General features: G+C 68.9%; 16 protein-coding genes and 1 tRNA gene. 15 read left to right on the top strand and 2 right to left on the bottom strand.

The window, feature by feature from the left end:
- Window positions 1-31 precede the first annotated feature (31 nt).
- The 7 genes from ACHWVH_RS01770 (at window position 32) to folE2 (ending at window position 13117) form a co-directional block, all read left to right on the top strand.
- Window positions 32-1966 carry a sialate O-acetylesterase gene (locus ACHWVH_RS01770; RefSeq protein ID WP_267094006.1) on the top strand — a complete coding sequence of 645 codons (1935 nt, stop codon included), beginning with the start codon at window positions 32-34 and terminating at the stop codon, window positions 1964-1966.
- A 47-nt stretch (window positions 1967-2013) separates the two neighbouring features.
- Window positions 2014-3669 (top strand): DUF5597 domain-containing protein, encoded by a 1656-nt coding sequence (locus ACHWVH_RS01765; protein ID WP_267094007.1) that lies wholly within the window; start codon window positions 2014-2016, stop codon window positions 3667-3669.
- Between the two features lie 52 nt (window positions 3670-3721).
- A complete protein-coding gene (locus ACHWVH_RS01760) occupies window positions 3722-6604 on the top strand; it encodes a TIM-barrel domain-containing protein (RefSeq protein ID WP_295964680.1) in 2883 nt (960 codons plus the stop codon).
- Between the two features lie 743 nt (window positions 6605-7347).
- Entirely contained in the window at window positions 7348-8841 is a 1494-nt protein-coding gene (xylB, locus tag ACHWVH_RS01755; protein ID WP_394686548.1) for a xylulokinase, read from the top strand.
- A 34-nt stretch (window positions 8842-8875) separates the two neighbouring features.
- Window positions 8876-10216, top strand: coding sequence for a xylose isomerase (xylA, locus tag ACHWVH_RS01750; protein ID WP_152236866.1), 1341 nt, complete (start codon window positions 8876-8878; stop codon window positions 10214-10216).
- A 91-nt stretch (window positions 10217-10307) separates the two neighbouring features.
- On the top strand, window positions 10308-11735 hold the full coding sequence (locus ACHWVH_RS01745) for a sugar porter family MFS transporter (RefSeq protein WP_152236865.1): 1428 nt from the start codon (window positions 10308-10310) through the stop codon (window positions 11733-11735).
- 419 nt (window positions 11736-12154) lie between these two features.
- Window positions 12155-13117 carry a GTP cyclohydrolase FolE2 gene (gene folE2, locus ACHWVH_RS01740; protein WP_152236864.1) on the top strand — a complete coding sequence of 321 codons (963 nt, stop codon included), beginning with the start codon at window positions 12155-12157 and terminating at the stop codon, window positions 13115-13117.
- A gap of 244 nt (window positions 13118-13361) precedes the next feature.
- On the opposite strand, the gene ACHWVH_RS01735 is transcribed toward folE2, so the two are convergent.
- Window positions 13362-13436 (bottom strand) — tRNA-Glu (locus tag ACHWVH_RS01735).
- 30 nt (window positions 13437-13466) lie between these two features.
- On the opposite strand from ACHWVH_RS01735, the gene pcnB reads away from it, so the two are divergent.
- From pcnB to ACHWVH_RS01700, 7 genes are all read left to right on the top strand, one after another.
- Complete coding sequence (gene pcnB / locus ACHWVH_RS01730; protein WP_026143854.1) at window positions 13467-14885, top strand: polynucleotide adenylyltransferase PcnB; 1419 nt, start codon at window positions 13467-13469, stop codon at window positions 14883-14885.
- The gene (gene folK / locus ACHWVH_RS01725) at window positions 14882-15391 is read left to right on the top strand and encodes a 2-amino-4-hydroxy-6-hydroxymethyldihydropteridine diphosphokinase (RefSeq protein WP_152236863.1); all 510 of its coding nucleotides are present in this window, start codon (window positions 14882-14884) and stop codon (window positions 15389-15391) included. Before pcnB ends, folK begins: the two co-directional genes overlap by 4 nt.
- A gap of 31 nt (window positions 15392-15422) precedes the next feature.
- Window positions 15423-16241: a 3-methyl-2-oxobutanoate hydroxymethyltransferase gene (gene panB / locus ACHWVH_RS01720; RefSeq protein ID WP_010343892.1), complete on the top strand. Its 819-nt coding sequence runs from the start codon at window positions 15423-15425 to the stop codon at window positions 16239-16241.
- A complete protein-coding gene (gene panC, locus ACHWVH_RS01715) occupies window positions 16238-17077 on the top strand; it encodes a pantoate--beta-alanine ligase (protein WP_152181138.1) in 840 nt (279 codons plus the stop codon). Before panB ends, panC begins: the two co-directional genes overlap by 4 nt.
- 176 nt (window positions 17078-17253) lie before the next feature.
- Window positions 17254-17634, top strand: coding sequence for an aspartate 1-decarboxylase (gene panD / locus ACHWVH_RS01710; protein WP_017916972.1), 381 nt, complete (start codon window positions 17254-17256; stop codon window positions 17632-17634).
- Window positions 17631-19145 carry a glucose-6-phosphate isomerase gene (pgi, locus tag ACHWVH_RS01705; protein WP_267099463.1) on the top strand — a complete coding sequence of 505 codons (1515 nt, stop codon included), beginning with the start codon at window positions 17631-17633 and terminating at the stop codon, window positions 19143-19145. The genes panD and pgi overlap by 4 nt, the downstream gene beginning before the upstream one ends.
- Before the next feature lie 138 nt (window positions 19146-19283).
- Window positions 19284-19703, top strand: coding sequence for a hypothetical protein (locus tag ACHWVH_RS01700; RefSeq protein WP_267099464.1), 420 nt, complete (start codon window positions 19284-19286; stop codon window positions 19701-19703).
- Here the strand turns inward: ACHWVH_RS01700 and ACHWVH_RS01695 are convergent.
- The gene (locus ACHWVH_RS01695) at window positions 19700-20755 is read right to left on the bottom strand and encodes a cytochrome-c peroxidase (protein WP_267099465.1); all 1056 of its coding nucleotides are present in this window, start codon (window positions 20753-20755) and stop codon (window positions 19700-19702) included. The two genes, ACHWVH_RS01700 and ACHWVH_RS01695, sit on opposite strands and share 4 nt — an antisense overlap.
- Before the next feature lie 113 nt (window positions 20756-20868).
- Between ACHWVH_RS01695 and ACHWVH_RS01690 the strand changes: the two genes are divergently transcribed.
- Complete coding sequence (locus ACHWVH_RS01690) at window positions 20869-25803, top strand: IPT/TIG domain-containing protein (protein ID WP_394686547.1); 4935 nt, start codon at window positions 20869-20871, stop codon at window positions 25801-25803.
- Window positions 25804-25821: the final 18 nt, after the last annotated feature.

Genomic DNA, 25821 nt, shown 5'->3' with positions numbered 1-25821 from the left:
CCGGTTTTTCCTCCCGACGCAGGAACCGCTCATGGCAAGACCGCTGCATCCCACCGTTCGCCTGGCGCTGCTGGCGCTGGCGTTCGCGTCATGGCCGGCCGCGGCGGAACTGCAACTGCCGTTGCTGTTCGCCGACGGCGCCGTCCTGCAGCGCGATGCACCGATTCCGGTCTGGGGTTGGGCCACGCCTGGCGCACGCATCCAGGTGCGCCTGGACGGTGCCAGCGCCAGTGCGGTCGCAGGCCGCGATGGCCGCTGGCGACTGCAGTTGCCGGCGCATGCGGCCGGTGGCCCGTACGTGCTGGAGGTGCAGGGCGACGGCAGCCAGCGGCGCGTCGGCGACGTGCTGATCGGCGACGTGTGGCTGGCCAGCGGCCAGTCCAACATGGAGTGGCCGCTGGCGCAGGCGCGCGACGGCGCACGCGAAGTGGCGGCGGCCATGGATCCGCAACTGCGCAACTTCAAGGTGCCCAAGGCCTGGGCGGCGCAGCCACAGCCGCGGCTGCCCGGGGGCAGCTGGGTCGCGGCCACGCCGGCCACTGCCGGCGCGTTCTCGGCTGTGGCGTATTTCTTCGCGCGCGAGCTGCGCCAGCGCACCGGCGTGCCGATCGGCATCATCGACAGCACCTGGGGCGGCAGCGCGATCGAGGCCTGGATGGACGCGGCCTCGCCGGGCGTGGACGCGGCGCAGGTGCGCACGCGCATCGCGCAGATGCAGGCCAAGGACGCACAGGACCTCGGCGAGACCCGAAAGCGCCTGGCGCGCTGGCCACAGCCGACCACCGTGGATGCGGATGCCGGCTGGGCCGCTGCCGACCTGGACGACCGCGACTGGGACCGCCAGCCGCTGCCGGGGCTGTGGGAGCAGCATGGCTACGTCGGCATGGACGGCGTCGCCTGGTACCGCACCACCTTTACCCTCAGTGCAGCCGAAGCCAAGGCCGGCGCGGTCGTGGGCATCGGCCCGGCCGACGATGCCGATACCACCTACGTCAACGGCGTGGAGGTCGGCCACACCGAAGGGCGCTACACCGAGCCGCGCCGCTACCACTTGCCGCCGGCAGCGCTGCGCGCCGGCGTCAACCACATCGCGATCCGCATCCTGGATACCGGCGGCTTCGGCGGCATCCCCGGCGATGCGGTGGCGTTCTTCGTGCAGCCCGACGGCGGCCAGCCGCGCTCGCTGGCCGGCGACTGGCAGTTCCGCCCGGGCAAGGTGACGTTGGCCGCCAACGACGACAAGAACCAGGTGCCGACGCTGCTGTACAACGCGATGATCCATCCCTTGCAGCCGTTCCCGGTCAAGGGCGTGATCTGGTACCAGGGCGAGAGCAACGCCTACCCGTATGGCGCGCTGCGCTACCGCGAGCAGTTCGCGTCGCTGATCGGGCGCTGGCGGCAGGAGCGCGGACAGCCGCAGCTGCCGTTCCTGTGGGTGCAACTGGCCAACTGGAAGGCCGGCAACGACCAGGGCGACTTGAGTCCGTGGGCGCAACTGCGCGAATCGCAGACCAGGACGCTGGCGCTGCCGGCCACCGGGCAGGCGGTGACCATCGACATCGGCACGCCGGACAACATCCATCCCCCCAACAAGCAGGACGTGGGGCATCGCCTGGCGCTGGTCGCACGCCACGTGGCCTACGGCGAAACCCTGGTCTACAGCGCGCCGGTGTTCGCGCGCGCCACGTTCGCCGATGGCCAGGCGCGGGTGATGTTCGACCTGATGGGCAGCACCCTGGCGGTGCGCGGCGGCGGCAGCGTGGTGCACGGCTTCGCCCTGGCCGGTGCCGATCGGCGCTTCCATCCGGCGCAGGCACGCATCGAGGGCGACCAGGTGGTGGTCCGCAGCGATGCGGTGCCGCAGCCGCAGGCGCTGCGCTACGCCTGGAGCGAAAACCCCGAGGACGCCAACCTGGTCAACCGCGAGCAGTTGCCGGTGGGCCCGTTCCGCAGCGACGACTGGTGAGGCTGGGCGCCGGCCACGTGCGGAGAATCGGATCGCCGTCGCGCGCGTTGCGCACCGCATGGCGGCTGCCTGTCCTGCTGTCGCTGCTGCTGAGCGGCTGCCAGGCCGCGCCGGATGCGCCGTCGGTTGGTGCGCACACGCCCGCTGCCGCGACATCGGCGCCGACCCAGGCACCGATCCCGCGCCTGGTCAGCACCGACGGCCGTCACGCGCTGTTGGTCGATGGCGCACCGTTCCTGATCCTCGGCGCGCAGGTCAACAACTCCAGCAACTATCCGGCGGCGCTGGCGTGGGTGTGGCCGGCGATCCGCGCGCTGGGGCCGCACACGGTGCAGGTGCCGGTCGCCTGGGAGCAGGTGGAACCGGAAGAGGGCCGCTTCGATTTCTCCTTCGTCGACACGCTGCTGGCGCAGGCGCGCACGCAGCGGGTACGGCTGGTGCTGCTGTGGTTCGGCACCTGGAAGAACAACGGCCCCAACTACGCGCCGCACTGGGTCAAGACCGACGATGCGCGCTTTCCGCGCGTGGTCACGCGCGACGGGCGACGCCTGGGTTCGCTGTCGCCGCTGGCGCCGGCCACGCTGGAGGCCGATCGCAAAGCGTTCGTCGCCGTCATGCGGCATCTGCGCCAGGCCGATCCGCAGCGCACCGTGATCATGGTGCAGGCCGAGAACGAGCCCGGCACCTACGGCAGTGCGCGCGACTTCTCGCCGATGGCGCAGCGCGTGTTCGACGGCCCGGTGCCACAGGCGTTGCTGCAGCGGCTCGGCAAGTCGCCGGGCAGCTGGGCGCAGGTGTTCGGCGCCGATGCCGACGAGATCTTCCATGCCTGGCACATCGCGCACTTCATCGACCGTATCGCCGAGGCCGGCAAGGCCGCGTATCCCTTGCCGATCTACGTCAATGCGGCATTGCGCGGCCCGTTCAATCCCGGCCAGCCCGGGCAGTACGCCAGCGGCGGCCCCACCGATAACGTGCTCGACGTGTGGAAGGCGGCAGCGCCGCACATCGATCTGCTGGCGCCGGACATCTACATGCCCGAGTATCCGCTGTACACCACGGTGCTGCAGCGCTACGCGCGTCCCGACAACGCGCTGTTCGTCGCCGAGACCGGCAACCGCCCCGAGTACGCGCGCTACCTGTATCCGGCGCTGGGCCACGACGGCATCGGCTGGTCGACCTTCGGCATCGACTACAGCGGCTACTCCAACGATCCGCTCGGCGCCAAGCGCGTGGACGCACAGGCACTGGCGCCGTTCGCGCTGGGCTATCGCGCGGTGGGCATGGGCATGCGCGCGTTCGCCCGCGCCGCGGCCGCCGGCAAGCTGCACGGCACCGCCGAGGCGCCGGGCCAGGCGGTGCAGGAGCTGCCGCTCAACGCGCGCTGGAGCGCCACCGTCACCTATGGCGTGCCGCAGTTCTGGTTCCAGGGCGAGCCGCCCGGCAATCCCGCGCCGATCGGTGCGGCGCTGATCGCCGAACTCGGCCCGGACACCTTCCTGATCACCGCCCAGCACGCGCGGGTGACCCTGCATCCGGCCAGCGCCGCGACCGCCAACATGCTCTACGACCGGGTCGAAGAGGGCGTGTACGACGGCGAGCAATGGCGCTTCCGGCGCAACTGGAACGGCGACCAGACCGATTACGGGCTCAACTTCTCCGACGTGCCGCAGTTGCTGCGCGTCACCCTGGCGACTTATTGACCATGCGGCGGCGCCAGACGCGCCATGCCGCGTGACTTCCAAGGGAGTGAACATGCACCACGCCAACCGTTGCCTGCCGCCTTCGTTGCCACGCCTGTTGGCGCTGGCGTTGCTCGCGGTCGCCGCGTCCGCCGCCGCGCAGCAGGTGACCCGCGATGCCGAGGGCGTCACCGTGCATCCCAGCGCCAGGGGCGCGGCGCCGGTACGCCTGCAGGTGATCGACCGCGGCATCGTCCGGGTCAGCGCCGATCCCACCGGCGCGTTTCAGCGCACACCGAGCCTGATGCGGGTGCCGGTGCAGGGCGACACCGGCTTTACGCTGGAGCAGCGCGGCGACACGGTGCAGCTCAAGACCGCGCGGATGACCGCGCAGGTGTCCACCGTCGACGGCCATGTCGGCTTCACCGATGCGCAGGGCACGCCGCTGCTGGCGGAAGTGGCGGGCGGGCGCAGCTTCGCGCCGTTGCAGGTCGAGGGCCGCCACTATCTGAGCGTGCGCCAGCGCTTCGTCTCGCCGCCCGACGAGGCCTTTTACGGGTTCGGCCAGCACCAGCAGGGCTGGATGAACCAGAAGGGCCACGATATCGAACTGCTGCAGAGCAATCTCGACATGGCGGTGCCGTACCTCGTGTCCAGCCGCAACTACGGGATCCTGTGGGACAACAACGCGATCACCCGCTTCGGCGATCCGCGCGGGCTGCAGCCGCTGCCGGCGACGCTGCGCCTGTACGACGCGCACGGCAAGCCCGGTGCGCTGACCGCGCATTACGCGATCGACGGCAAGCCGGTGCTGGAGCGTCGCGAAGCCGACATCGACTATCAGTACATCAAGGACCTGGCGAAATTCCCCGCCGCGGCCAAGCCCGGCGACAAGCGCCGCATGCAGGTGCGCTGGGAAGGCCAGATCGAGGCCGAGCGCGGCGGCACGCATACCTTCTCGCTCTACGCCAGCGAGTACGCCAGGCTGTGGGTCGACGGCAAGCTACTGGTCGACCGCTGGCGGCAGAACTGGAACCCCTGGCACCACGCGTTCGCGCTGCAACTGCAACCCGGCCAGCGGCATACCCTCAAGGTCGAATGGGACCTGGTCGATCCCAGCTACATCGCGCTGCTGCATCGCGACCCGCTGCCGGTGGCCGAAGCCGGCGACCTGTCGTTGTGGTCCGAAGCGGGGCAGATGATCGACTACTACGTCGTCGCCGGCGACAACGCCGACCAGGTCATCGCCGGTTACCGCACGCTGACCGGCAAGGCCGTGTTGCTGCCGAAGTGGGCCTACGGCTTCTGGCAGAGCCGCGAGCGCTACAAGACCCAGGACGAACTGCTCGGCGTGCTGGCCGAGTACCGCCGGCGGCAGTTGCCGATCGACAACATCGTGCTCGACTGGTCGTACTGGCCCGAGAACGCCTGGGGCTCGCACGCCTTCGACCGCGCGCGCTTTCCCGACCCGGACGGCATGGTCAACACGGTGCACGCCAGCCACGCGCAGCTGATGATCTCGGTCTGGCCGAAGTTCTACCCGAGCACGGACCACTACAAGGAACTGGACGCGGCCGGGCACATCTACCGGCGCAACGTCGAGGTGGGCGAGCTGGACTGGATCGGCAAGGGCTACACCAACGCCTTCTACGATCCGTACGCAGCCGACGCGCAGGCGATCTACTGGCGGCAGATCGACGAAAAACTCAACCGCAAGGGCATCGATGCCTGGTGGCTGGATGCCGACGAACCCGACGTGCACTCCAACCTGGACATCGCCGAGCGCAAGGCGCGCACCACCCCGACCGCGCTGGGGCCGTCCACCGAGTTCTTCAATTCCTATCCGCTGCCGCACACCCACGGCGTCTATGCCGGCGACCGCGCCGCCGACGGCAAGCGCGTGTTCATCCTCTCGCGCAAAGGCTACGCCGGCATCCAGCGCAACGCCGTGGCGGTGTGGAGCGGCGACATCGCCTCGCGCTGGGAGGACATGCGTGAGCAGATCTCCGCCGGCGTCAACCTGTCGATGTCGGGCCTGCCGAACTGGACCTTCGACATCGGCGGCTTCGCCGTGGAGAAGCGCTACGAAACCCAGGACCCGGCGCACCTGCCCGAGTGGCGCGAACTCAACACGCGCTGGTTCCAGTTCGGCGCCTTCGTGCCGCTGTTCCGCTCGCACGGCCAGTTCCCGTACCGCGAGATCTGGAACATCGCGCCGGAAGGCACGCCGTACTACGTCAGCATGGCCTACTACAGCCGCCTGCGCTACGCGCTGCTGCCCTACATCTACACGCTCGCCGGCGACACCTATCACCACGACGGGGTGATGATGCGCGGCCTGCCGATGGACTTCCCGCACGACCCCAAGGTCGCCGACATCGACGACGAGTACCTGTTCGGCCCAGCGTTCCTGGTCGCGCCGGTGACCCGCTTCGGTGCGACCTCGCGCAAGGTCTACCTGCCGGCGGGCACCGACTGGATCGACTTCAACAGCGGCGCGCGCCACGCCGGCGGCCAGACCATCGACGCCGCCGCGCCGCTGCAGCGCATGCCGCTGTTCGTGCGCGCCGGCGCCATCGTGCCGATGACCCAAGTGCAGCAGTACGTCGACCAGATTCCGGATGCGCCGCTGACCGTGGTGGTCTATACCGGCGCCGACGGCCGTTTCTCGCTGTACGAGGATGACGGCACCGGCTACGGCTACGAGCAGGGCGAGTTCAGCCGCATCCCGCTGCAGTGGGACCAGGCCAGCGGCGTGCTGCGCATCGGCGCGCGCGAGGGGCGCTGGCCGGGCATGCAGGACCGGCGCACCATCCATGTGCGCTTCGTCGATGGCCCACGCGACGATGCCGGCGCACTCGAACCCGCGGCCGACGCCAGCGTGGAGTATCGCGGCCAGCCACTGGAGGTGCCGCGCAAGTCGACCGGCCATGCCGTCGCGGCGCGGGCTGGATGAGTCTGGGATGGCGCGTGAGATGGTGCCAGCGTTGGTTGCCCCATGCTGGCGGTCGTGGCGTGCCGACTGGGTCGCGATGCAGCGAAATAGGCGCGCTACGCCCGTACCCTCATCCGCCCCTGCGGGGCACCTTCCCCCAATCGGAGAAGGGATGCGTGTTCACACGCGTGGGCGTGATTGTGACGGTGACAACGAAGCAGCCGCGGTGCGCTTAAGCCCCTCTCCCCCCGGGAGAGGGGTTGGGGTGAGGGTACGGAGCGCAGCGCTTCATCCGCTCCCTGGGGTACTTCCCCCGAAGAGGGCCATGGTCGACGGGGAGAAGGGATGCATCGAATGCGCTCCGGTACAACATGCTCCCGCCTTGCGCGCAGGTTTGATGCAGCGCATCAAGATGGCGCCGTGTGTAGACACATCCTGCGCAGAGCCGAGACTGCGCCAGTCGTCATCGTGTCGCGGATGCGACGGGCCATCACTGCGCGCAGTGACATCCGTTGGCTCGATCCTTGTCCTGCTTCTGCATGCGTTGACCGTGAATTGGCTGCAGGGTGGCTGGGTCCGGTGCGTGCGTACGCCATCGCCCGGGCCGCGCTGGCAGCGCGCGGCACTCAGCGTCATCATGCTTCGCTGCGTGATGCGTGCGGTGCGCACTACACTCGGCGACACGGCGGGTGGTCCCCGCACGCCGGCCTTTCTCCTGGAGCGATGATGGAACTGGGTGTGTGCACGATGTGGCGGGTAGGGCAATGAGTCTGTACATCGGCCTGGACGTGGGCACGCAGAGCGTCAAGCTGCTCGCCTACGATGCCGACAGCCGGCAGGTGGTGGCCACTCAAGGCCATGCGCTGGACCTGATCAGCCGTGACGACGGTACCCGCGAGCAGCAGGCGCAGTGGTGGATCGACGGCATCGTCGCCTGCTTCGCCGCGCTCAGCGCCGAACAGCGGGCGCAGGTGCGGGCCATCGCAGTGTCCGGACAGCAGCACGGCTTCGTGCCGCTGGACGCGCAGGGCCAGGTCACCGCGCCGGTGAAGCTGTGGTGCGACACCAGCACCCAGCGCGAGTGCGAGGAGATCATGGAGGCGGTCGGCGGCGCGCAGCGCTGCGTGGAGCTGGCCGGCAATCCGATCCTGGCCGGCTACACGGCCTCCAAGCTGCCGTGGACGCGCAAGCATCGTCCCGATGCCTACGCGGCGATGACGACGGTGCTGCTGCCGCACGACTACGTCAACTTCTGGCTCACCGGCGAGCGCTACGCCGAAGTCGGCGACGCCTCCGGCAGCGGCTGGCTGGACGTGCGCACCCGGCAATGGTCGGCGCCGCTGCTGCAGGCGATCGATCCGCAGCGCGACCTGGCTGCGGCGCTGCCGCCGCTGGTGCCGACCGAAAGCAGCTTCCTTCTCTCCGCCGTCGTGGCGCAGACCTTGGGCCTGCCGCGCGAGGTGCGCGTGGCCACCGGCGGCGGCGACAACATGATGGCGGCGATCGGCACCGGCAACGTGGTGCCAGGACGCCTGAGCATGAGCCTGGGTACCTCCGGCACGCTGTTCGCCTACGCCGAGCGTCCGGTGGTGGATCCGGATGCACGCTGGGCCGCCTTCTGCTCTTCCAGCGGCGGCTGGCTGCCGCTGATCTGCACCATGAACTGCACGGTCGCCACCGAGATCATCGCGCGTCTGTTCGGCATCAAGACCGGGCAGGGCGAGGCCTTGCTCGCGGCCACGGCGCCCGGCGCCGACGGACTGGTGCTGCTGCCGTTCTTCAACGGCGAACGCACCCCGAACCTGCCGGCGGCGCGCGGTTGCCTGACCGGCATGGACCTGCACAACACCACGCCGGCGCATTTATATCGCGCGGCGATGGAGGGCGCCAGCTACAGCCTGCGCAACGGTTTCGACGCCTTCGTCGACGCCGGGCTGCAGTTCGATGCGATCTCCCTCACCGGCGGCGGCAGCAACAGCGCCGGCTGGCGCCAGCTCATCGCCGACTTGTTCGGGCTTCCGGTGCACGTGCCGGCGCAGGCCGAGGGCGCGGCATTCGGCGCCGCGCTGCAGGCGCTGTGGGCCGACGGCTGGGCGCAGGGCGAGCGCGCCAGCCTGGCCGAGGTGGTGCTGCAGCACCAGCAGGACGATGCGACGCGCTCCGCGCAGCCGGATGCGCAGCGCGGCGCGCAGTACCAGGCGCACTACCAGACCTTCCAGCGGCATCTGCAGGCCATCGGCCCGCTGTACGCCGCGTGATTCCCTTTCCCCCGCAACGCACCAGGACTTCGTGATGAGCACTTCCGTCTACACCGGCGCCAAGGAATACTTCCCGGGCATCGGTCGCATTCCGTTCGAGGGCAAGGCCTCGGACAATCCGTTGGCGTTCAAGGTCTACGACGCCGGCAAGCGCATCGGCGACAAGACCATGGCCGAGCACCTGCGCTTCGCCGTGGCCTACTGGCACAGCTTCTGCGGCAACGGCGCCGATCCGTTCGGCCCCGGCACCCGCGCCTATCCCTGGGACGCCGGCAGCGATGCGCTGGGCCGCGCCGAGGCCAAGGCCGATGCCGCGTTCGAGTTCTTCACCAAGCTCGGCGTGCCGTACTACTGCTTCCACGACGTGGACCTGGCGCCGGACGCCGAGGACATCGGCCAGTACGAAAAGAACCTCAAGCACATGGTCGGCATCGCCAGGCAGCGCCAGGCCGACACCGGGGTCAAGCTGCTGTGGGGCACCGCCAACCTGTTCTCGCACCCGCGCTACATGAACGGCGCGGCGACCAACCCGGACTTCGACGTGGTCGCGCGTGCGGCGGTGCAGGTCAAGGCGGCGCTGGAGGCGACCGTGGAACTGGGCGGCGAGAACTACGTGTTCTGGGGCGGCCGCGAAGGCTACGCCTGCCTGCACAACACGCAGATGCGGCGCGAGCAGGAGCATCTGGCGCGATTCCTGACCCTGGCCCGCGACTACGGGCGCAGCATCGGCTTCAAGGGCAATTTCCTGATCGAGCCCAAGCCGATGGAGCCGATGAAGCACCAGTACGACTTCGACAGCGCCACCGTGGTCGGCTTCCTGCGCCAGCACGGCCTGGACCAGGATTTCAAGCTCAACATCGAGGCCAACCACGCCACCCTGTCCGGGCACAGCTTCGAACACGACCTGCAGGTGGCCAGCGACGCCGGCCTGCTCGGCAGCATCGACGCCAACCGCGGCAATCCGCAGAACGGCTGGGACACCGACCAGTTCCCGGTCGACCTGTACGACACCGTGGGCGCGATGCTGGTGGTGCTGCGGCAGGGCGGGCTGGCCCCGGGCGGGCTCAACTTCGACGCCAAGGTGCGCCGCGAGTCGTCCGATCCGCAGGACCTGTTCATCGCCCACATCGGCGGCATGGACGCGTTCGCGCGCGGTCTCGAAGTCGCCCACGCGCTGCTTACCGCCTCGCCGCTGGAGCAGTGGCGCCGCGAGCGCTACGCCAGCTTCGACAGCGGCGCCGGCGCGGCCTTCGCCGCCGGCACGAGCACGCTGGCCGACCTGGCCGCGCACGCCGCGCAGGCCGGCGAGCCGACCCAGCGTAGTGGCCGCCAGGAAGCCTACGAGAACCTGATCAACCAGTACCTGCTGCGCTGAACCGGTGTGCGGCGGCGGCCCGGTGCCGCCGCCGCGCACGCTCCTTCCCGCGCGCCGGCCGTCTCCCTCTTGCACGCCACCAGGTGAACCCATGTCCAGTGTTCCGATCGATCGCCACGCCGATGCCGGCGAGAACACCCGCCTCATCATCCTGATCAGCTGCGTCGCCACCATCGGCGGCTTCCTGTTCGGCTTCGACAGCGGCGTCATCAACGGTACCGTCGATGGCCTCAAGCAGACCTTCCAGTCCAGTTCCGCCGGCACTGGCTTCGAGGTCGCCTCGATGCTGCTGGGCTGCGCGATCGGCGCGTTCCTGGCCGGTTCGCTGGCCGATCGCTGGGGCCGGCGCACGGTGCTGATCGTCTCGGCGGCGCTGTTCCTGCTGTCGGCGCTGGGCGCCGGCGCGGCGCACAACTCGGCGGTGTTCGTGCTGGCGCGGATGATGGGCGGTTTCGCGGTGGGCGCGGCCAGCGTGATGTCGCCGGCCTACATCGCCGAGGTCGCCTCGGCGCGCTACCGCGGGCGCCTGGCCACGGTGCAGCAGATTGCGATCATCGGCGGGCTGTTCTGCGCCTTCCTCAGCAATTATCTGCTGGCCAAGGCCGCCGGCGCGTCCACCGAGGCGCTGTGGCTGGGGCAGCCGGCCTGGCGCTGGATGTTCTGGATGCAGGCGCTGCCGTCCACGGCGTTCCTGCTGCTGTTGCTGGCGATTCCGGAGAGTCCGCGCTTCCTGGTGGCGCGGGGCCGCCGCGAGCAGGCGCTGGCGGTGCTGACCCGGCTGTACGGCGCCAACACGGCGCAGACCAAGCTGACCGAAATCTCCGCCTCGCTGTCGGCCGACCAGCACACGCCGCGGCTGTCGGACCTGGTCAGCAAGGTCACCGGCAAGGTCCGCCCGATCGTATGGATCGGCATCGGCCTGGCCACCTTCCAGCAACTGGTCGGCATCAACGTGGTGTTCTACTACGGCGCGGTGCTGTGGCAGGCGGTGGGTTTCTCCGAGAGCGATGCGTTGTTGATCAACGTGCTGTCCGGTGCGTTGAGCATCGGTGCCTGCCTGATCACTGTGGTGTTGATCGACCGGGTCGGGCGCAAGCCGTTGTTGTGGATCGGCTCGGCCGGCATGGCGGTGTCGCTGGCGCTGGTCACCATCGCCTTCGCCAGCGCCTCGCTGGATGCGGCCGGCAAGCTGGCGCTGTCGCCGGGCATGGGCCGGCTGGCGTTGATCGCCGCCAACGTCTACGTAGTCTTCTTCAACATGTCCTGGGGCCCGGTGATGTGGGTGATGCTGGGCGAGATGTTCCCCAACCAGATCCGCGGTTCCGGCCTGGCGGTGGCCGGTGCGGCGCAGTGGATGTCCAACTTCGCCATCACCGTGACCTTCCCGGTCCTGCTCGGCAGCATCGGCCTGGCCGGCGCCTACGGCATCTACACCGTGGCCGCGTTCCTGTCGGTGTTCTTCGTGCTGCGCTACGTGTACGAGACCAAGGGCAAGGAACTGGAACAGATGCAGGGCTGAGGTCGATACGCACGCGCACGCGGCGCGCGTGCCATCGTTGGATCGGTGTGTCTGTAGCCGAGCGGCTGAAGGTATTGCCGGATCGGTGGTGGCGCTGCGCGTGTCGTACCCTCACCCCAACCCCTCTCCCGGTGGGAGAGGGGCTTTGGACTTTCCCTTCTCCCGCCGGGACCATGGCCCCCTTTTCGGGGTGAAGGTGCCCCGCAGGGGCGGATGAGGGTCTGGGCGAATCCTTGCGAGCAGGTCCGCACAGCCCATAGACGTTCATTGATGTCCTCCCGGCGATGGTGCTGGGCACCCCAACGGCTGAGGTGTGCGATGGGTGATCCCGTGGATACGCACTTCATGTGTTACTTTATAACAATTGTCACTCTGGCTTCCTCGCCGTCCCTCGCTCCCTTGCCGTTCCAGTCGACCCGATGAACCTGCAGATACCCCCGCCGTTGCCCGATGTCGCTGCCGACGAACCTTCGCAGATCGCCGCTCCCCTGAACTGGGTGGGCATGGACGGCATCGCGCTGCCGATCTGTCTGGACATGGGCGAGGGCACGCCTGCGGCACCCGTGCCGGCGCAGGCCGCGCTCGCCGTCGACCTGCCGTCGGCGCAGGTCAAGGGCATTCATATGTCGCGGCTGTACCGCCTCCTCGACGAAAGCGCGCAGCAGCCGCTGTCGCCGTCGCGCCTGTCGCAATTGCTGCGGGCGATGGTGCACAGCCATGCCGACTGCGCCTCGACCGCGGCGCGGGTGTCGCTGCGCCTGGAACTGCTGCGTCGCAGCCCGGCACTGCGCAGCCCGGGGCTGGCCGGATGGCGGGCGTATCCGCTGCGGATCGACGCCGAACTGCGTGGCGGCGTGGTCCGGCTCGGACTCGGCGTGGATCTGCTGTATTCCTCGACCTGCCCGTGTTCGGCGGCGCTGGCGCGGCAACTGCTCAGCGAGGCCTTCGTGCAGCAGCACCCGGAACAGGCCTCGCTATCGCGGGAGGCGGTGGCGGACTGGCTGCTCCGGCACGGCAGTCACGCCACCCCGCATAGCCAGCGCAGCGTGGCCTCGGTGCGGGTCGGCGTGTCGGCGCGCGCGGTGCGCTTCGACGCGGAGGGCGTGATCGCGCTCGCCGAGCAGGCCCTGGCCACGCCGGTGCAGGCGGCGGTGCGGCGCGCCGACGAACAGGCGTTCGCGCGCCGCAACGGCGAGAACCTGATGTACGTGGAGGACGCCGCGCGCCGCCTGCAGCAGGCGCTGGGTGCGCGCTACGCCGAGGTGCAGGTACAGGTGCGGCATCTGGAGAGCCTGCATGCGCACGATGCGGTGGCGGAGACCGCATCGGCGCCGGTGGCGGTCATGGCCGGGGAGGCCGCCCCTGACTTGGCGCAGGCCTGACCGCGGCCTGCGGGTGGTCGGTACGTGCGCACTGATGCCGACCGGATCGCGCACGTCGCCCGGGCCGCCTCGGCGTTCCGGGTAGGCTTGGGTCGGCGTGCCGGCGTCTGCAGCCGTCTGGCCGAGGACGATCGACACCCGCGCAACCAGGAATGAGACGCGTCGGGCGGTGGCCGGCGCCGAAACGCAAAAAACCCCGCCAAGGCGGGGTTTTTGCTGTGTCGCGCTGCAGGCGAGGCGAGGATGGCGCTCCCTAGGGGACTCGAACCCCTGTTTTAGCCTTGAGAGGGCCACGTCCTAACCACTAGACGAAGGGAGCGTTTGGTCGCGTCGATTGCAGCGCGCTAGTATATGGGTCTCGCCGCCCTTCGGCAATCCCGCAACCCGATACGGAAGCGCCATCATCAATCCGCCAGTTCCATCGCCATTCACCCTGCGCGCGATCCCGCGCGATCAGCACCCCATCTCGCGCAAGGACATCAGCCCCAACGCCCTGCGCGTGCTGTACCGGCTGCGCGAGGCCGGCTTCGGCGCCTACCTGGTCGGCGGCGCGGTCCGTGACCTGCTGGTCCAGGTCCAGCCCAAGGACTTCGACGTCGCCACCGACGCCACCCCCGAGCAGGTCAAGCAGTTGTTCCGCAACTGCCGCCTGATCGGCCGCCGCTTCCGCCTGGCGCACGTGGTCTACGGCCGCGAGATCATCGAGGTCGCCACCTTCCGCGCCAATGTCGACGACGGCAGCGGCGACCGCGAGGTGGACAACGGCCGCCTGGTCCGCGACAACGTCTACGGCAGCATCGAGGACGATGCGGTGCGCCGCGACTTCACCTGCAACGCCTTGTACTACGCCATCGAGGACTTCTCGGTGCGGGACTACGTCGGCGGCTTCGAGGATGTGCAGGCGCGGTTGATGAAGCTGATCGGCGACCCCGAGCAGCGCTACCGCGAAGACCCGGTGCGCATGCTGCGTGCGGTGCGCCTGGCGGCCAAGCTCGATTTCGAGATCGAGGCCGGCACCGCCGAACCGATTCCGCGCCTGGCCGGGCTGCTGGCCGAGGCCGCGCCGGCGCGGCTGTTCGAGGAAGTGCTCAAGCTGTTCCTGTCCGGCCATGGCGTGGCCAGCTTCGAGGGCCTGGAGCGGCACGGCCTGCTCGCCGCGCTGTTCCCGGAGAGCGCGGCGGCGCTGCGCTCCAACCGCAGCGGCGCGCTGCGGCGCATGCTGATCGAAGGCCTGCGCAACACCGACAACCGCGTCGCCAACGACGAGCCGGTGTCGCCGGCGTTCCTGTTCGCGCTGCTGCTGTGGCCGGCGTACTGCCGCGCGTTGATGACCCTGCAGAAACAGGGCATGCAGATGGAGGAGGCGCAACGCCGCGCCGCCGACCGGGTGACCCTGCACCAACTCAGCACCGTGGCGCTGCCGCGGCGTTTCTCGCTGCCGATGCAGGAGATCTGGCTGCTGCAGTCGCGTTTCACCTCGCGCCAGCGCAAGCGGGTAGTGCGCACGCTGTCGCATCCGCGCTTCCGCGCCGCGTTCGATTTCCTGATCGTGCGCCAGTCCGCGTCGGACGAGCACGCGGCCGACATCGCCTACTGGCGCGAACTGCAGCAGCAGCCCGGCTACGCGCCGCCGCCGCGCGGCTTCGATCCGGAGGTGGACTACGCCGGCGACGAGCTGGCGTTCGCGCCGCCGGCCGACAGCGAAGAGACCCCCAAGCGCCGCCGGCGCCGGCGCCGCCGCCCGGACGCCGCCACGCCCGTCGAGTGAGCGCCGCGACACCGGCGCCGGTCCGGGCCTGCATCGGCCTGGGCGGCAACCTCGGCGACGCCGCGGCGACCCTGCGCGCGGCCCTGGCCGCGCTCGACACGCTGCCGCAGACCCGCCTGCTGCGCGCCTCGCAGCTGTACCGCAGCCCGGCCTGGGGCCGCGAGGACCAGCCGGACTTCATCAACGCCGCGGCGCTGGTGAGCACCACGCTGCCGGCGCTGGACCTGCTGCAGGCGCTGCTCGACCTGGAACACCGCCACGGCCGCCAGCGCCTGCCCGGCGAGCGTTGGGGCCCGCGCACGCTGGACCTGGACCTGCTGCTGTATGCCGAGGCGGTGATCGACCTGCCGGGGTTGCAGGTGCCGCACCCGTTCCTGCACCAGCGTGCGTTCGTGCTGCTGCCGCTGGCCGAGATCGCCGCCGACGCGGTCATTCCGGGCCATGGAACGGTGCGTGACGCACGCGACCGCATCGAAACCGACGGGATCGCGCCAATCGGTAGATAATGCTCGGCTCATTACCGCAGCACATGAGCTTATGAGCAGTCACGCCGACAGCAAGCCCTGGACCGTTCCCGCCCTGGCCGAGGCCAAGCGCCGCCAGCAGAAGCTGGTGATGCTGACCGCCTACGACGCCGGCTTCGCGCGGACCTTCGACGCCAACGGCGTGGACCTGATCCTGATCGGCGATTCGCTGGGGATGGTGGTGCAGGGCCACGACTCGACCCTGCCGGTGAGCGTGGACGACATCGTCTACCACACCGCCGCGGTGGCGCGGGTGCTGCAGCGCGCGCTGCTGGTGGCCGACCTGCCGTTCCAGTCCGATGCCACCCCCGAGCGCGCCTTGGACGCGTCGACCCGGCTGCTGCAGGCGGGCGCGGAGATGGTCAAGCTCGAGGGCGCCGGCCACAAGCTGGAGGTGATCCGCTTCCTCAGCGAACGCGACATCCCGGTGTGCTCGCACCTGGGCCTGACCCCGCAGTCGGTGCTGACCTTCGGCGGCTACAAGATCCAGGGCCGCGAAGAGGCTGCCGCGGCCAAACTGCTCGCCGACGCCAAGGCGGTCGCCGCGGCCGGCGCCGCGCTGCTGGTACTGGAATGCGTGCCGTCGCCGCTGGCCGCGCGCATCACCGCCGAGATCGACATCCCCACCATCGGCATCGGCGCCGGTCCTGACTGCGACGGCCAGGTGCTGGTGATGCACGACTTCCTCGGCCTGGACAGCGGCCACCGCCGCCCGCGCTTCGTCAAGGATTTCCTGGCCGAAGGCGGTTCCATCGCCGGTGCCGCCCGCGCCTACGCCGACGCGGTCCGCGCCGGCACCTTCCCCGACGCCGAACACGCCTACGCGAAATGATCGAGACCGTCACCGACCTGGCGCGACTGCGCGCCATCGTTTCCGGCTGGAAGCGGCAGGGCCTGCGCGTGGCCTTCGTGCCGACCATGGGCAACCTGCACGCCGGACATTTCTCGCTGGTGATGCTGGCGCGGCAATACGCCGATCGCGTGGTCTCCAGCGTCTTCGTCAATCCGACCCAGTTCGGTCCGAACGAGGATTTCACCCGCTACCCGCGCACGCCCGAGGCCGACACCAGCGGCCTGGAAGGCGCCGGTTGCGACGTGCTGTGGCTGCCGACGGTGGAGAGCATGTATCCGCTGGGCGTGGAGCTGGCGCTGCGCATGCACACCCCGGGCGTCAGCGAAGTGCTGGAAGGCGCCTGCCGGCCCGGCCATTTCGACGGCGTCTGTACCGTGGTCGCGCGCCTGTTCAACCAGGTGCAGCCGGATCTGGCGGCGTTCGGCAAGAAGGACTACCAGCAACTGGCGGTGATCCGGCAGATGGTGGCCGACCTGGCGTTCCCGATCGAGATCCTGGGCGGCGGCATCGTGCGCGAGGCCGACGGCCTGGCGATGAGTTCGCGCAACCAGTACCTGTCGGCCGAGGAGCGGCCGCGTGCCACGCACATCCACCGCACCTTGCTGGCGATGCGCGAGGCCCACCTGGCCGGGCGCCCGCGCGCCGAGGTGGAGGCGGCGGCGACCGCACAGCTGCAGGCGGCCGGGTTCGAGGTCGACTACAGCGTGCTGCGCACGCCCGACCTGAGCGAGCCGCAGGACGGCACCGGCCCGCGCGTGGCGCTGATCGCCGCGCGCCTGGGCCGCACCCGCCTGATCGACAACCTGGAATTCTGAGCGCGGCAGGCCGCGGCACCGTCGTCGTAGCAGCGGCTTCAGCCGCGACCGGGCTTTCCCGCGATCGCCGGTCGCGGCTGAAGCCGCTCCTGCGACGGTTTGAGGCCGCCCCTCACCACCGCCACCTGACCCTCGGCTGCTAAACTGCGCGTCTTTCCTGACCGCAGTCCCGTGCCATGCAACTGAGCCTGTTGAAGACCAAGATCCACCGCGCCACCGTCACCCATTCCGAGCTGAACTACGAAGGCTCGATCGCCATCGACGGGCTGCTGCTGGACGCGACCGGCATCCGCGAATTCGAGCAGGTGCACATCTGGGACGTCACCAACGGCGCGCGCTTCAGCACCTACGCGATCCGCGCCGACGAGGGCAGCGGCATCATCTCGCTCAACGGCGGCGCCGCGCGCCACGTGCAGGTCGGCGACCTGATCATCATCGCCGCCTTCGCCGGCATGAGCGAAGAGGAAGCCGCGCGCTTCCAGCCGACCCTGGTCTATGTGGACGGCGCCAACAAGATCACCCACACCAACCACAGCATCCCAAAGCAGGCCGCATGACACAGTCCACCGGTTTCGACGCACTGCATTCCCACGCCCAGCGCCTGCGCGGGGCGCGCCTTCCCGACCTGCTGGCGGCCGAACCCGGCCGTGCCGAGACGTTGGCGTTGCAGGTCGGACCGCTGTACTTCAATTTCGCCCGGCAGAAATACGACCGCGCCGCGCTCGACGCGCTGCTGGCGCTGGCTGCCGACCACGACCTGGCCGGCGCCTTCCAGCGTCTGTTCCGGGGCGAGACGGTCAACGTCACCGAAGGCCGCGCCGCGCTGCACACCGCGCTGCGCGGCAACCTCACCGACGCGCCGGTGGCCAGCCAGGCCCACGCCAGCGCGCGCGAGGTGCAGCAGCGCATGCGCGCGCTGATCGACGCCCTGGCGCAGACCGAGGTCACCGACATCGTCAGCGTCGGCATCGGCGGCTCCGATCTCGGCCCGCGCCTGGTTGCCGACGCGCTGCGTCCGGTCACCGGCGCGCGCTTCCGCGTGCACTTCGTCTCCAACGTGGACGGCGCAGCGATGCAGCGCACCCTGGCCACGCTGGACCCGGCGCGTACCGCCGGCGTGCTGATCTCCAAGACCTTCGGCACCCAGGAAACCCTGCTCAACGGCCAGATCCTGCGCGACTGGCTGGGCGGCAGCGAGCGCCTGTACGCGGTCAGCGCCAACCCCGAGCGCGCCGCCAAGGCCTTCGACATCGCCGCCGGCCGCGTGCTGCCGATGTGGGACTGGGTGGGTGGCCGCTATTCGCTGTGGTCGGCGGTGGGCTTCCCGATCGCGCTGGCGATCGGCGCCGACGCCTTCGAACAGCTGCTGGAAGGCGCCGCGCAGTTCGACGACCACGCCCTGAACGCGCCGCTGGAGCGCAACGTGGCCGTGCTGCATGGCCTGACCACGCTGTGGAACCGCAACCTGCTCGGCTATGCGACGCAGGCGGTGATGACCTACGACCAGCGCCTGGCGCTGCTGCCGGCCTACCTGCAGCAGCTGGTGATGGAGAGCCTGGGCAAGCGCGTGCGCCTGGACGGCAGCCCGGTCGAGGCCGACACCGTGCCGGTGTGGTGGGGCGGCGCCGGCACCGACGTGCAGCACAGCTTCTTCCAGGCGCTGCACCAGGGCACCAGCATCGTGCCGGCCGACTTCATCGGCTGCATCCGCAACGACGACCCGTACACCGTCAACCACCAGGCGCTGCTGGCCAACCTGCTGGCGCAGACCGAAGCGCTGGCGAACGGGCAGGGCAGCGACGATCCGGCCCGCGACTACCCGGGCGGCCGCCCGAGCACGCTGATCCTGCTCGACGCGCTGACCCCGCAGGCGCTGGGCGCGCTGATCGCGATGTACGAGCACAGCGTGTACGTGCAGTCGGTGGTCTGGGGCATCAACGCCTTCGACCAGTTCGGCGTGGAACTGGGCAAGCAGCTGGCGAGCCAGCTGCTGCCGGCGCTGCAGGGCCAGTCCACCGAGATCGCCGACCCGGTGACGCGCGCGGTGCTGGCGCGGTTGCAGGGCTGACGCGAAGCGAAGCGCACGGGGCCGTTCGCCACCGTGCGTTCGCGAGGAACGATGCGGCCTGCGGGCGTGCATCGCAATGGCAATCTCCGGTCCAGGAAGGAAGCAGGGATGATGAACGCGAAAAGGATGGTGTGTTGGATGTTGCTGCCGGCGGTGCTGAGCCTGGGAGCGTGCCAGCGGCAGGCACCGGAGCAGAATCCGGCCACGGCGGCGCAACCGTTGCACGTCGTCGAGGTCCGGATCGGCGCGATGCGCGACGGAAGGCCTGTGCCGCAGACCAGCGATGCGCCGATCCTGGTCAACGTGGCCCTGCGCGGCGCTGCCCAGGGACAGGTCCTGAAAGCGCGCTTGCTGGATCTGCGCGATGGTCGCCAGGTCGGGCTGGTGGAGCGCGCCATGACTCGCTCCGATCAGCTCCAGTCGCTGCGTTTCGACAACGCGGCCGGCTGGCCGCCGGGGCGTTACATGCTGGAGGTGACGCTCGATGGCAAGCTCGCCTCGCAGCAGGACGTCGACGTGATGGAGCCGGCGAACAGCGCGCCGCGTACGGGCTCCTAGCGCGGCGCGGCGCCCGTACTGGACAGCGCCTGCAGGAACAGCACCAGCTTGTGCTTCTCCTCCGCGGTCAGGCTGATCGGTCGATTGCGGGCGAGGTTGCGATAGTAGACCTCGTGTTCCACCGCCGCCGGCAGATCGGCGATGCTGCCGTCGTGCATATAGGGCGCAGTATCGGCGACCGTCCGTAGCGACGGGGTGCGGAAGGCGCCCAGATCCTGCGGCGCCCGCGTCACCGCAAAGCGGCCCAGTTCCGCCACGCGAACGTCGGAGAGGATGGAATCGCCCAGGCTCCTGCCTTCGCGCTTCTGTCGCTCCAGTACGTCGAGCAGGGCGGCGACGTTGCCGGCGACCTGGTTGAAACCGATGCCGGCGTGATGGAAGCGCTGATCGCTCGTGGTCGCAGGCGTGCCGTCCAGCCGGTGGCAATCGACGCAGCCGGCCTTGCCGGAAAACAGCGCCAATCCCTCGCGTTCGTCCTCGCTCAGCGATGCGCGCGCGCCATGCGTCGTCCGGTACGTCTCGTAGCGCGTGGGCGGCGCAGGCAAGGCGCGGATATAGGTGGCGAGCGCGGCGGCCACGACCTGGATGTCGCCGTCGTCCTCGCCGGCGGCTGCATGCAACAGTGACGCGTAGCGCGGGTCGCGGGCGAGGTGGGCCAGCACGGCCTGCCGATCGGCCAGGCCCATCTCGCGCGGGTTGGTCAATGGTTGCAGGACCGCCTCTTCCAGTGTCGCTGCGCGTCCATCCCAAAAAAAATGGGTCATGAAGCGGCTGTCGAGCAGGCTGGGCGCGTTGCGTGTGCCGTGTTGGCCGCCCGTCCCGGTGGACACCGCGGCACCGTCGGTATAGGCCAACTCGGCGCGATGGCAGCTTGCGCAACTGGTCTTGCCATCCGCGCTGAGCCGCATGTCGTGGAACAGCGCCTGACCAAGCGCGATCCGCGCTGCCGCCGTGTCGTGCTGATCGCCACCACACCCGGTCATCACCAGGACGAGGGCGGCCGAGCACAGGCGCATGCAGATGACGATGTGATGACGCCAGTTCCTTGGCATGACGCTGTTGACTCCTGTCCCCACTGTCGGATATCTATATCCAGGCTGAATGCACGAAGCAAGGTCAGCATACGGACAGCCGGCCATCGTGGCCAGTCTTCAGGGATGAAAGCATGGAACGTCGCGGCGCAGGGATGGGCTCGGTGGTGGGTTTGCTGAAGCGGGCGGCGCATGTGCCCGCGCGCGGTTGGCGGCGCATCGTGGGCAGAACGGTGGCGGCCTTGTTGCTCACCCTTCTGGCCTGCACGTCTGGTGCCACCTCTTACGTCTACGACGCGCAGGGGCGTCTGGTCGCGGTCAGCAACGATGCCGGTGCCAGTGCCCGCTATCGCTACGACACGATGGGCAATATCGTCGCCGTCGAACGCGTCTCCAGCGGAACCCTGGCGGTGCTGGGCTTCAGTCCGGGGCGCGGTGCGGCGGGCGATCGCGTGCTGATCCAGGGGCAGGGATTTTCCACCGCTGCGTCCTCCAACAGCGTGGCTTTCAATGGGCAGGCGGCCACGGTGGTGGCTGCCAGCGCACGCGAGTTGACCGTGCTCGTGCCCGCCAACGCCAGTACCGGCCCGATCTCCGTGACCGTGGCTGGACAGAGCGCGAGCAGTGCGCAGCAGTTCGTGGTCGATGCCAACCTCCGTCAGCCGACCATCACCGGCATATCGCCGTTGATCGCCAGCGCCGGTACGGCGATCACCGTCGACGGACAGAACCTGGTCCCGGTCGCCGGGCAGACCACGGCGAAGCTGGATCGCAAGACCGCGGTGCTGTCGAGCGCCACCGGCACGCGCCTGGTCTTTCCGGTGCCGGGCAGGAGCGGCAGCGGTCCGGTGACCGTGACCACGCCCTACGGCAGCGCCACCAGCAGCCAGGATGTGCTGGTGGTGCCAAGCAGTGTGTCGTCCGTCGGCATCGCCAGCGTCACGCGCCTGACCCTGGACGCCGCCGCGGTCGACGTCGCGGTCGCCAACGCGGGTGGGTCCGCCGCGGTCCTGTTCACCGGCATGGCCGGCGATTACCTCAGCGCGCAATTTCAGTCGCTGGGGTCCACGACGTTGAACTACCTGGTGTTCGGCACCGATAACGTGGAGATCGCCAGTGGACTGGTGAATGCGAACCAGCCCACCCTGCATCTGCCGCGGTTGAAGGTGGGCGGCACTTACCTGTTGCTGCTCACACCCAGTACTTCCTCCGCCAGCTGGAAGATGGGAGTGGAGCATGCCGGGAGGCTTGCGCTGGACGGTGCCGAAACCAGTGTCGCCACGTCGATCGCCGCGCAATCGAAGCGCTACACCTTCCTGGCCCAGGCCGGGAGCAGGCTGGGCCTGGCGCTGACCGAGCAGTCGCCGGTCGGCAGCGGGTGGGGGACAGCTTTGGCGCAGGTCTTCGACGCCGACGGCGTCAATCTTGGCTATCAGTACTGCAATCAGGCCAACAACGGCTGCGCACTGAACATTGCCGCGCCCAGGACCGGCGTATATCAGGTGCTGCTGACGCCCGGTACGAGCGGCGCACGCACAATGCGCCTGAATCTGTTGCTCTCATCGGATCTGGTGCAGGCGTTGCCGAAGGACCAGGATGTGGTCGTGGAGATACAGCGTAGAGGCCAGAATCTGCGTTTGTCGTTCGAGGCCGCGGCGGGCGAGGCGTTCGCGTTGCAAGTCGCCGGCCAGACCACCGCGCCCGCCGGCCGCGATGTTTACTACCGCGTTTACGCGCCTGATGGCACCAGTGTTACCTCGATGGCGGTGCGCGCCGCAGGTACCACCTACGTGACGGCGAAGACCAGCGGCACCTATCAGGTGCTGGTGGATCCCGGATTCGGAGAAACCGTGCGGTTGCAGACGCGGCTCAGCACCGGAGACGCAGGTGGTGGCGGTAGTGGGATCGATGGCGCCACCGGCGCATTCGCAACGCAACTGCCGGGCGACAGCGTGTACTTCATCTTTACCGCGACCGCCGGGCAGAGCCTGGGGCTCGGCATCAGCGAGCTGCAGTCCAACGAAAGCGGCCCGCTCAACGTCACGATCTATGGCCCTTCAGGCGCGCCGATGGCCGGTGCCGCCTGCGAGGTGGCCAACGACGGCTGTGATGTGAATCTGCCGGAACTGGCGGCGGGACGTTATGGCGTCCTGGTCGCCCCTGCCACGACGACGCAGACGATGCGCTTCAAGGCGACCCTGTCCACCGACCTGGCGCTTTCCTTGACGCGGGATGCGGTCAGCCAGGTCGGCATCGGCCGGCGTGGGCAGAACGCCGTGCTGTCGTTCCAGGCGGGTGCCGGCGACGCATTGGCACTGCAGGTGTCGGAGCAGACCACGACGCCGGCGAACGGCACGGTCTACTACCGCGTGTACCGGCCCGATGGCACGGCGTTGTCGTCGATGGCGGTGTCTGGCTCGGGCACCCTGACGATGAATACGCCTATCGCCGGGACTTACCGACTGTTCGTGGATCCGCGCTATGGCGCCACCGTGGCCGCCAAGGTGCTGGTGACGACCGGGAGTGCGGGTGGGCTGCAACTGGATGGCAGCAGCGGCGAGTACAGCGCCGCCGCCGGTCAAAGCGTGTTCTTCAGCTTCAGCGCAGCGGCCTCGCAGAACCTGGGATTGGGCATCGGCGATCTGAACCTGAGCAGCGGGACCTATGTCAACGTCAAGATCGCCAATCCCAACGGTTCCACGCTCACGACCGCGACCTGCTATGCCGCCAATGGCTGCGCCTTCAATCTGCTCAACCTCGCCGCGGGCAACTATGGCGTGACTGTGAGTCCGCAATCTGGCTCCCAGAGCATGGCGTTCAAGGCGACCCTCTCCACGGAGGTCGCCGGCTTCCTGCAGAGGGATGCATTGAGTTCCGTGAACATCTCGCGCTATGCCCAGAATGCGCGCCTGACGTTCGCCGGGACCGCCGGCGAGAGCCTGGCTTTGCTCGTCGCTGACGCTGCGACCAGGCCGACAGGCCGCGACGTGGTTTATGCGGTGTATCGGCCGAACGGCGCGTTGTGGAAGGACGTGACGGCCAGCGGCAACGTCATTCTGGCCCTGCCCAATCTCCCGGAGACGGGGAGCTATCGGGTGTTCGTCGATCCGGCGGGCGGCGCGTTGTGGTCGGCCCGGTTGAAACTCTCCACGGGACAGGACGGCAATGTCGAACTGGACGGCGCAGGTGGCAGCTACCAGGCGCCCGCAGGGCAGGGCGTGCATTTCTCCATCGACACCCAGGCCGGCCAGAATCTGGGGTTGGGGATTACCGACATCGCGGTGAGTTCGGGCAGTTACTTCAATATCGCCGTCTACAGTCCGAGCGGCACGACCTTGTACAGCGGCAGCTGCTACGCCGAGGACGGATGTTCGTTGCCGCTGAGGAACACCTTGGCGGGACGCTACAGCGTGGTGGCGACACCGACCTCGGCGAGCCAGGCGATCAAGTTCCGCGCCGTGCTGTCGTCCGAGTTGCTGGATCAGCTGACCCGCGATCAGCCCTTGCATCTGGCGCTGGCCCGGTATGGGCAGAATGCGCGGCTCCGCTTCCAGGCGCAGGCAGGCGAGTCGTTGATGCTGCTGGTCGCGGCGCAGACGACACTACCCGCCGGTCGCGATGTGGTGTATCGCGTGCTACGGCCGGATGGTGCTGTCTGGAAGACGGCGACCATCAAGGTGGGCGATGCCATCAATCTGATCAATATTCCAACGTCTGGCGAGTATGCAATCCAGGTCGAGAGCCGGACAGGAAGCCCGCTGGAAGCGGACATCACCCTGTCCTCGGGCGTCGCGCTGCCGATCGACGGCGCTCCTGCGCATGTCGTGACCCGGTTGCCGGCGCAGTACAAGCACTTTTCTTTCGTCGCCAGTCAGGGGCAGAACCTGGGACTGGGCATCAGCGGCATCCAGGTCGTCGGTCCCGGCGCGCAGCGCGTCGTCGCTACTCTCTACAAGGCCGATGGCAGCACATTGGCAAGCAGTTACTGCGATGTCGAACGTGGCGGCTGCGATTTCGATCTCGCCAATCTGGCGGCAGGTAAGTACGCGCTCTTGATCGGCCAGGGCGACGATCAGGCGGCGACCTATGACGTGACGCTGTCCAGCGATCTGCCCCTTGACCTGCAGCGCGACACGCCGCTGGCCGTTTCCGTTCCCCGGCGCGGACAGAATGCGCGGCTGCGTTTCCAGGGGCAGGCGGGCGACAAACTTGCCGTGCTGGTGCAGAACCAGGCGACCACGCCCGCGGATGGCACCAGCTATTACAGCGTCTACCAGCCGAATGGCACCCTGCTCACGTCCGGATCGACGCGTACCGGTACTGCGATCGGCCTGGGTAGCCTGCCGACGACTGGCCAGTACAGCGTGGTGGTCGATCCGCAGTATGGGCAGACGATCGACACCACCGTCGCCTTGTCCACCGGCACGTCGGTGGCTGTAGACAGCAGTCGCACGTTCGCTGCGGGTCCGCCCGGCGCGGGCATTTTCTTCTGGTTCGATGCGCAGGCCGGGCAGAAGCTCGATTTCGGGCTCGATCAGATCGCACTGTCAGGCAACGGCTTCGGTTGGGTCTACGCGACGTTCTATCGTCCGGATGGCAGCAATGTCTTCTCCCGCACGAATTGTTTCCGTACCTACGGCTGCGGATTCTCCATCGACGCCGCGCAAGCTGGACGCTATGGCGTCGTGGTGGTCCCTTCGACGGAAGACCAGAGCTTCTCCCTGACCGCCTCGGTATCCAGCACCGTCGTCGGCACCTTGGCGTGGGATGTCCAGCAGTCGATCGCGCTGGACCGGCACAGCAAGACCGCCACGCTCTCCTTCAGCGGCACGGCAGGGCAGGGCGTGCTGCTGCGGGTGGTCAACCAGACGACCACGCCGGTCGGCCGGCCGGTGACCTACGCGCTGTACCGGCCGGACGGGCAGTTCTACAGATCGTTCAGCGCAAGCACCGGCAGCAGCGACCTGAGTTTCCCGGCGCTGCCGACGAGCGGCACCTATCGATTGCGGATCGTGCCTGAGGACGGTGTCACCGCGGCGATGGACATCACGTTGGACAGTACACCCTAGAACACCGGCGCGGTTCCG

This window comes from uncultured Xanthomonas sp. (genome assembly GCF_964278005.1).
Lineage (GTDB): Bacteria > Pseudomonadota > Gammaproteobacteria > Xanthomonadales > Xanthomonadaceae > Xanthomonas_A > Xanthomonas_A sontii.
The sequence above is the reverse complement of the archived record's forward strand: the minus strand, read 5'-3'. Positions and strand labels throughout refer to the sequence as shown.

Excerpts from the sequence above, each read along its gene's own strand:
- ACHWVH_RS01770 (WP_267094006.1), top strand. The coding sequence starts at position 32 with ATGGCAAGACCGCTGCATCCCACCGTTCGCCTGGCGCTGCTGGCGCTG.
- ACHWVH_RS01760 (WP_295964680.1), top strand. The coding sequence starts at position 3,722 with ATGCACCACGCCAACCGTTGCCTGCCGCCTTCGTTGCCACGCCTGTTG.
- xylB (WP_394686548.1), top strand. The coding sequence starts at position 7,348 with ATGAGTCTGTACATCGGCCTGGACGTGGGCACGCAGAGCGTCAAGCTG.
- xylA (WP_152236866.1), top strand. The coding sequence starts at position 8,876 with ATGAGCACTTCCGTCTACACCGGCGCCAAGGAATACTTCCCGGGCATC.
- ACHWVH_RS01745 (WP_152236865.1), top strand. The coding sequence starts at position 10,308 with ATGTCCAGTGTTCCGATCGATCGCCACGCCGATGCCGGCGAGAACACC.
- folE2 (WP_152236864.1), top strand. The coding sequence starts at position 12,155 with ATGAACCTGCAGATACCCCCGCCGTTGCCCGATGTCGCTGCCGACGAA.
- panB (WP_010343892.1), top strand. The coding sequence starts at position 15,423 with ATGAGCAGTCACGCCGACAGCAAGCCCTGGACCGTTCCCGCCCTGGCC.
- panC (WP_152181138.1), top strand. The coding sequence starts at position 16,238 with ATGATCGAGACCGTCACCGACCTGGCGCGACTGCGCGCCATCGTTTCC.
- panD (WP_017916972.1), top strand. The coding sequence starts at position 17,254 with ATGCAACTGAGCCTGTTGAAGACCAAGATCCACCGCGCCACCGTCACC.
- pgi (WP_267099463.1), top strand. The coding sequence starts at position 17,631 with ATGACACAGTCCACCGGTTTCGACGCACTGCATTCCCACGCCCAGCGC.
- ACHWVH_RS01700 (WP_267099464.1), top strand. The coding sequence starts at position 19,284 with ATGTTGCTGCCGGCGGTGCTGAGCCTGGGAGCGTGCCAGCGGCAGGCA.
- ACHWVH_RS01695 (WP_267099465.1), bottom strand. The coding sequence starts at position 20,755 with ATGCCAAGGAACTGGCGTCATCACATCGTCATCTGCATGCGCCTGTGC.
- ACHWVH_RS01690 (WP_394686547.1), top strand. The coding sequence starts at position 20,869 with ATGGAACGTCGCGGCGCAGGGATGGGCTCGGTGGTGGGTTTGCTGAAG.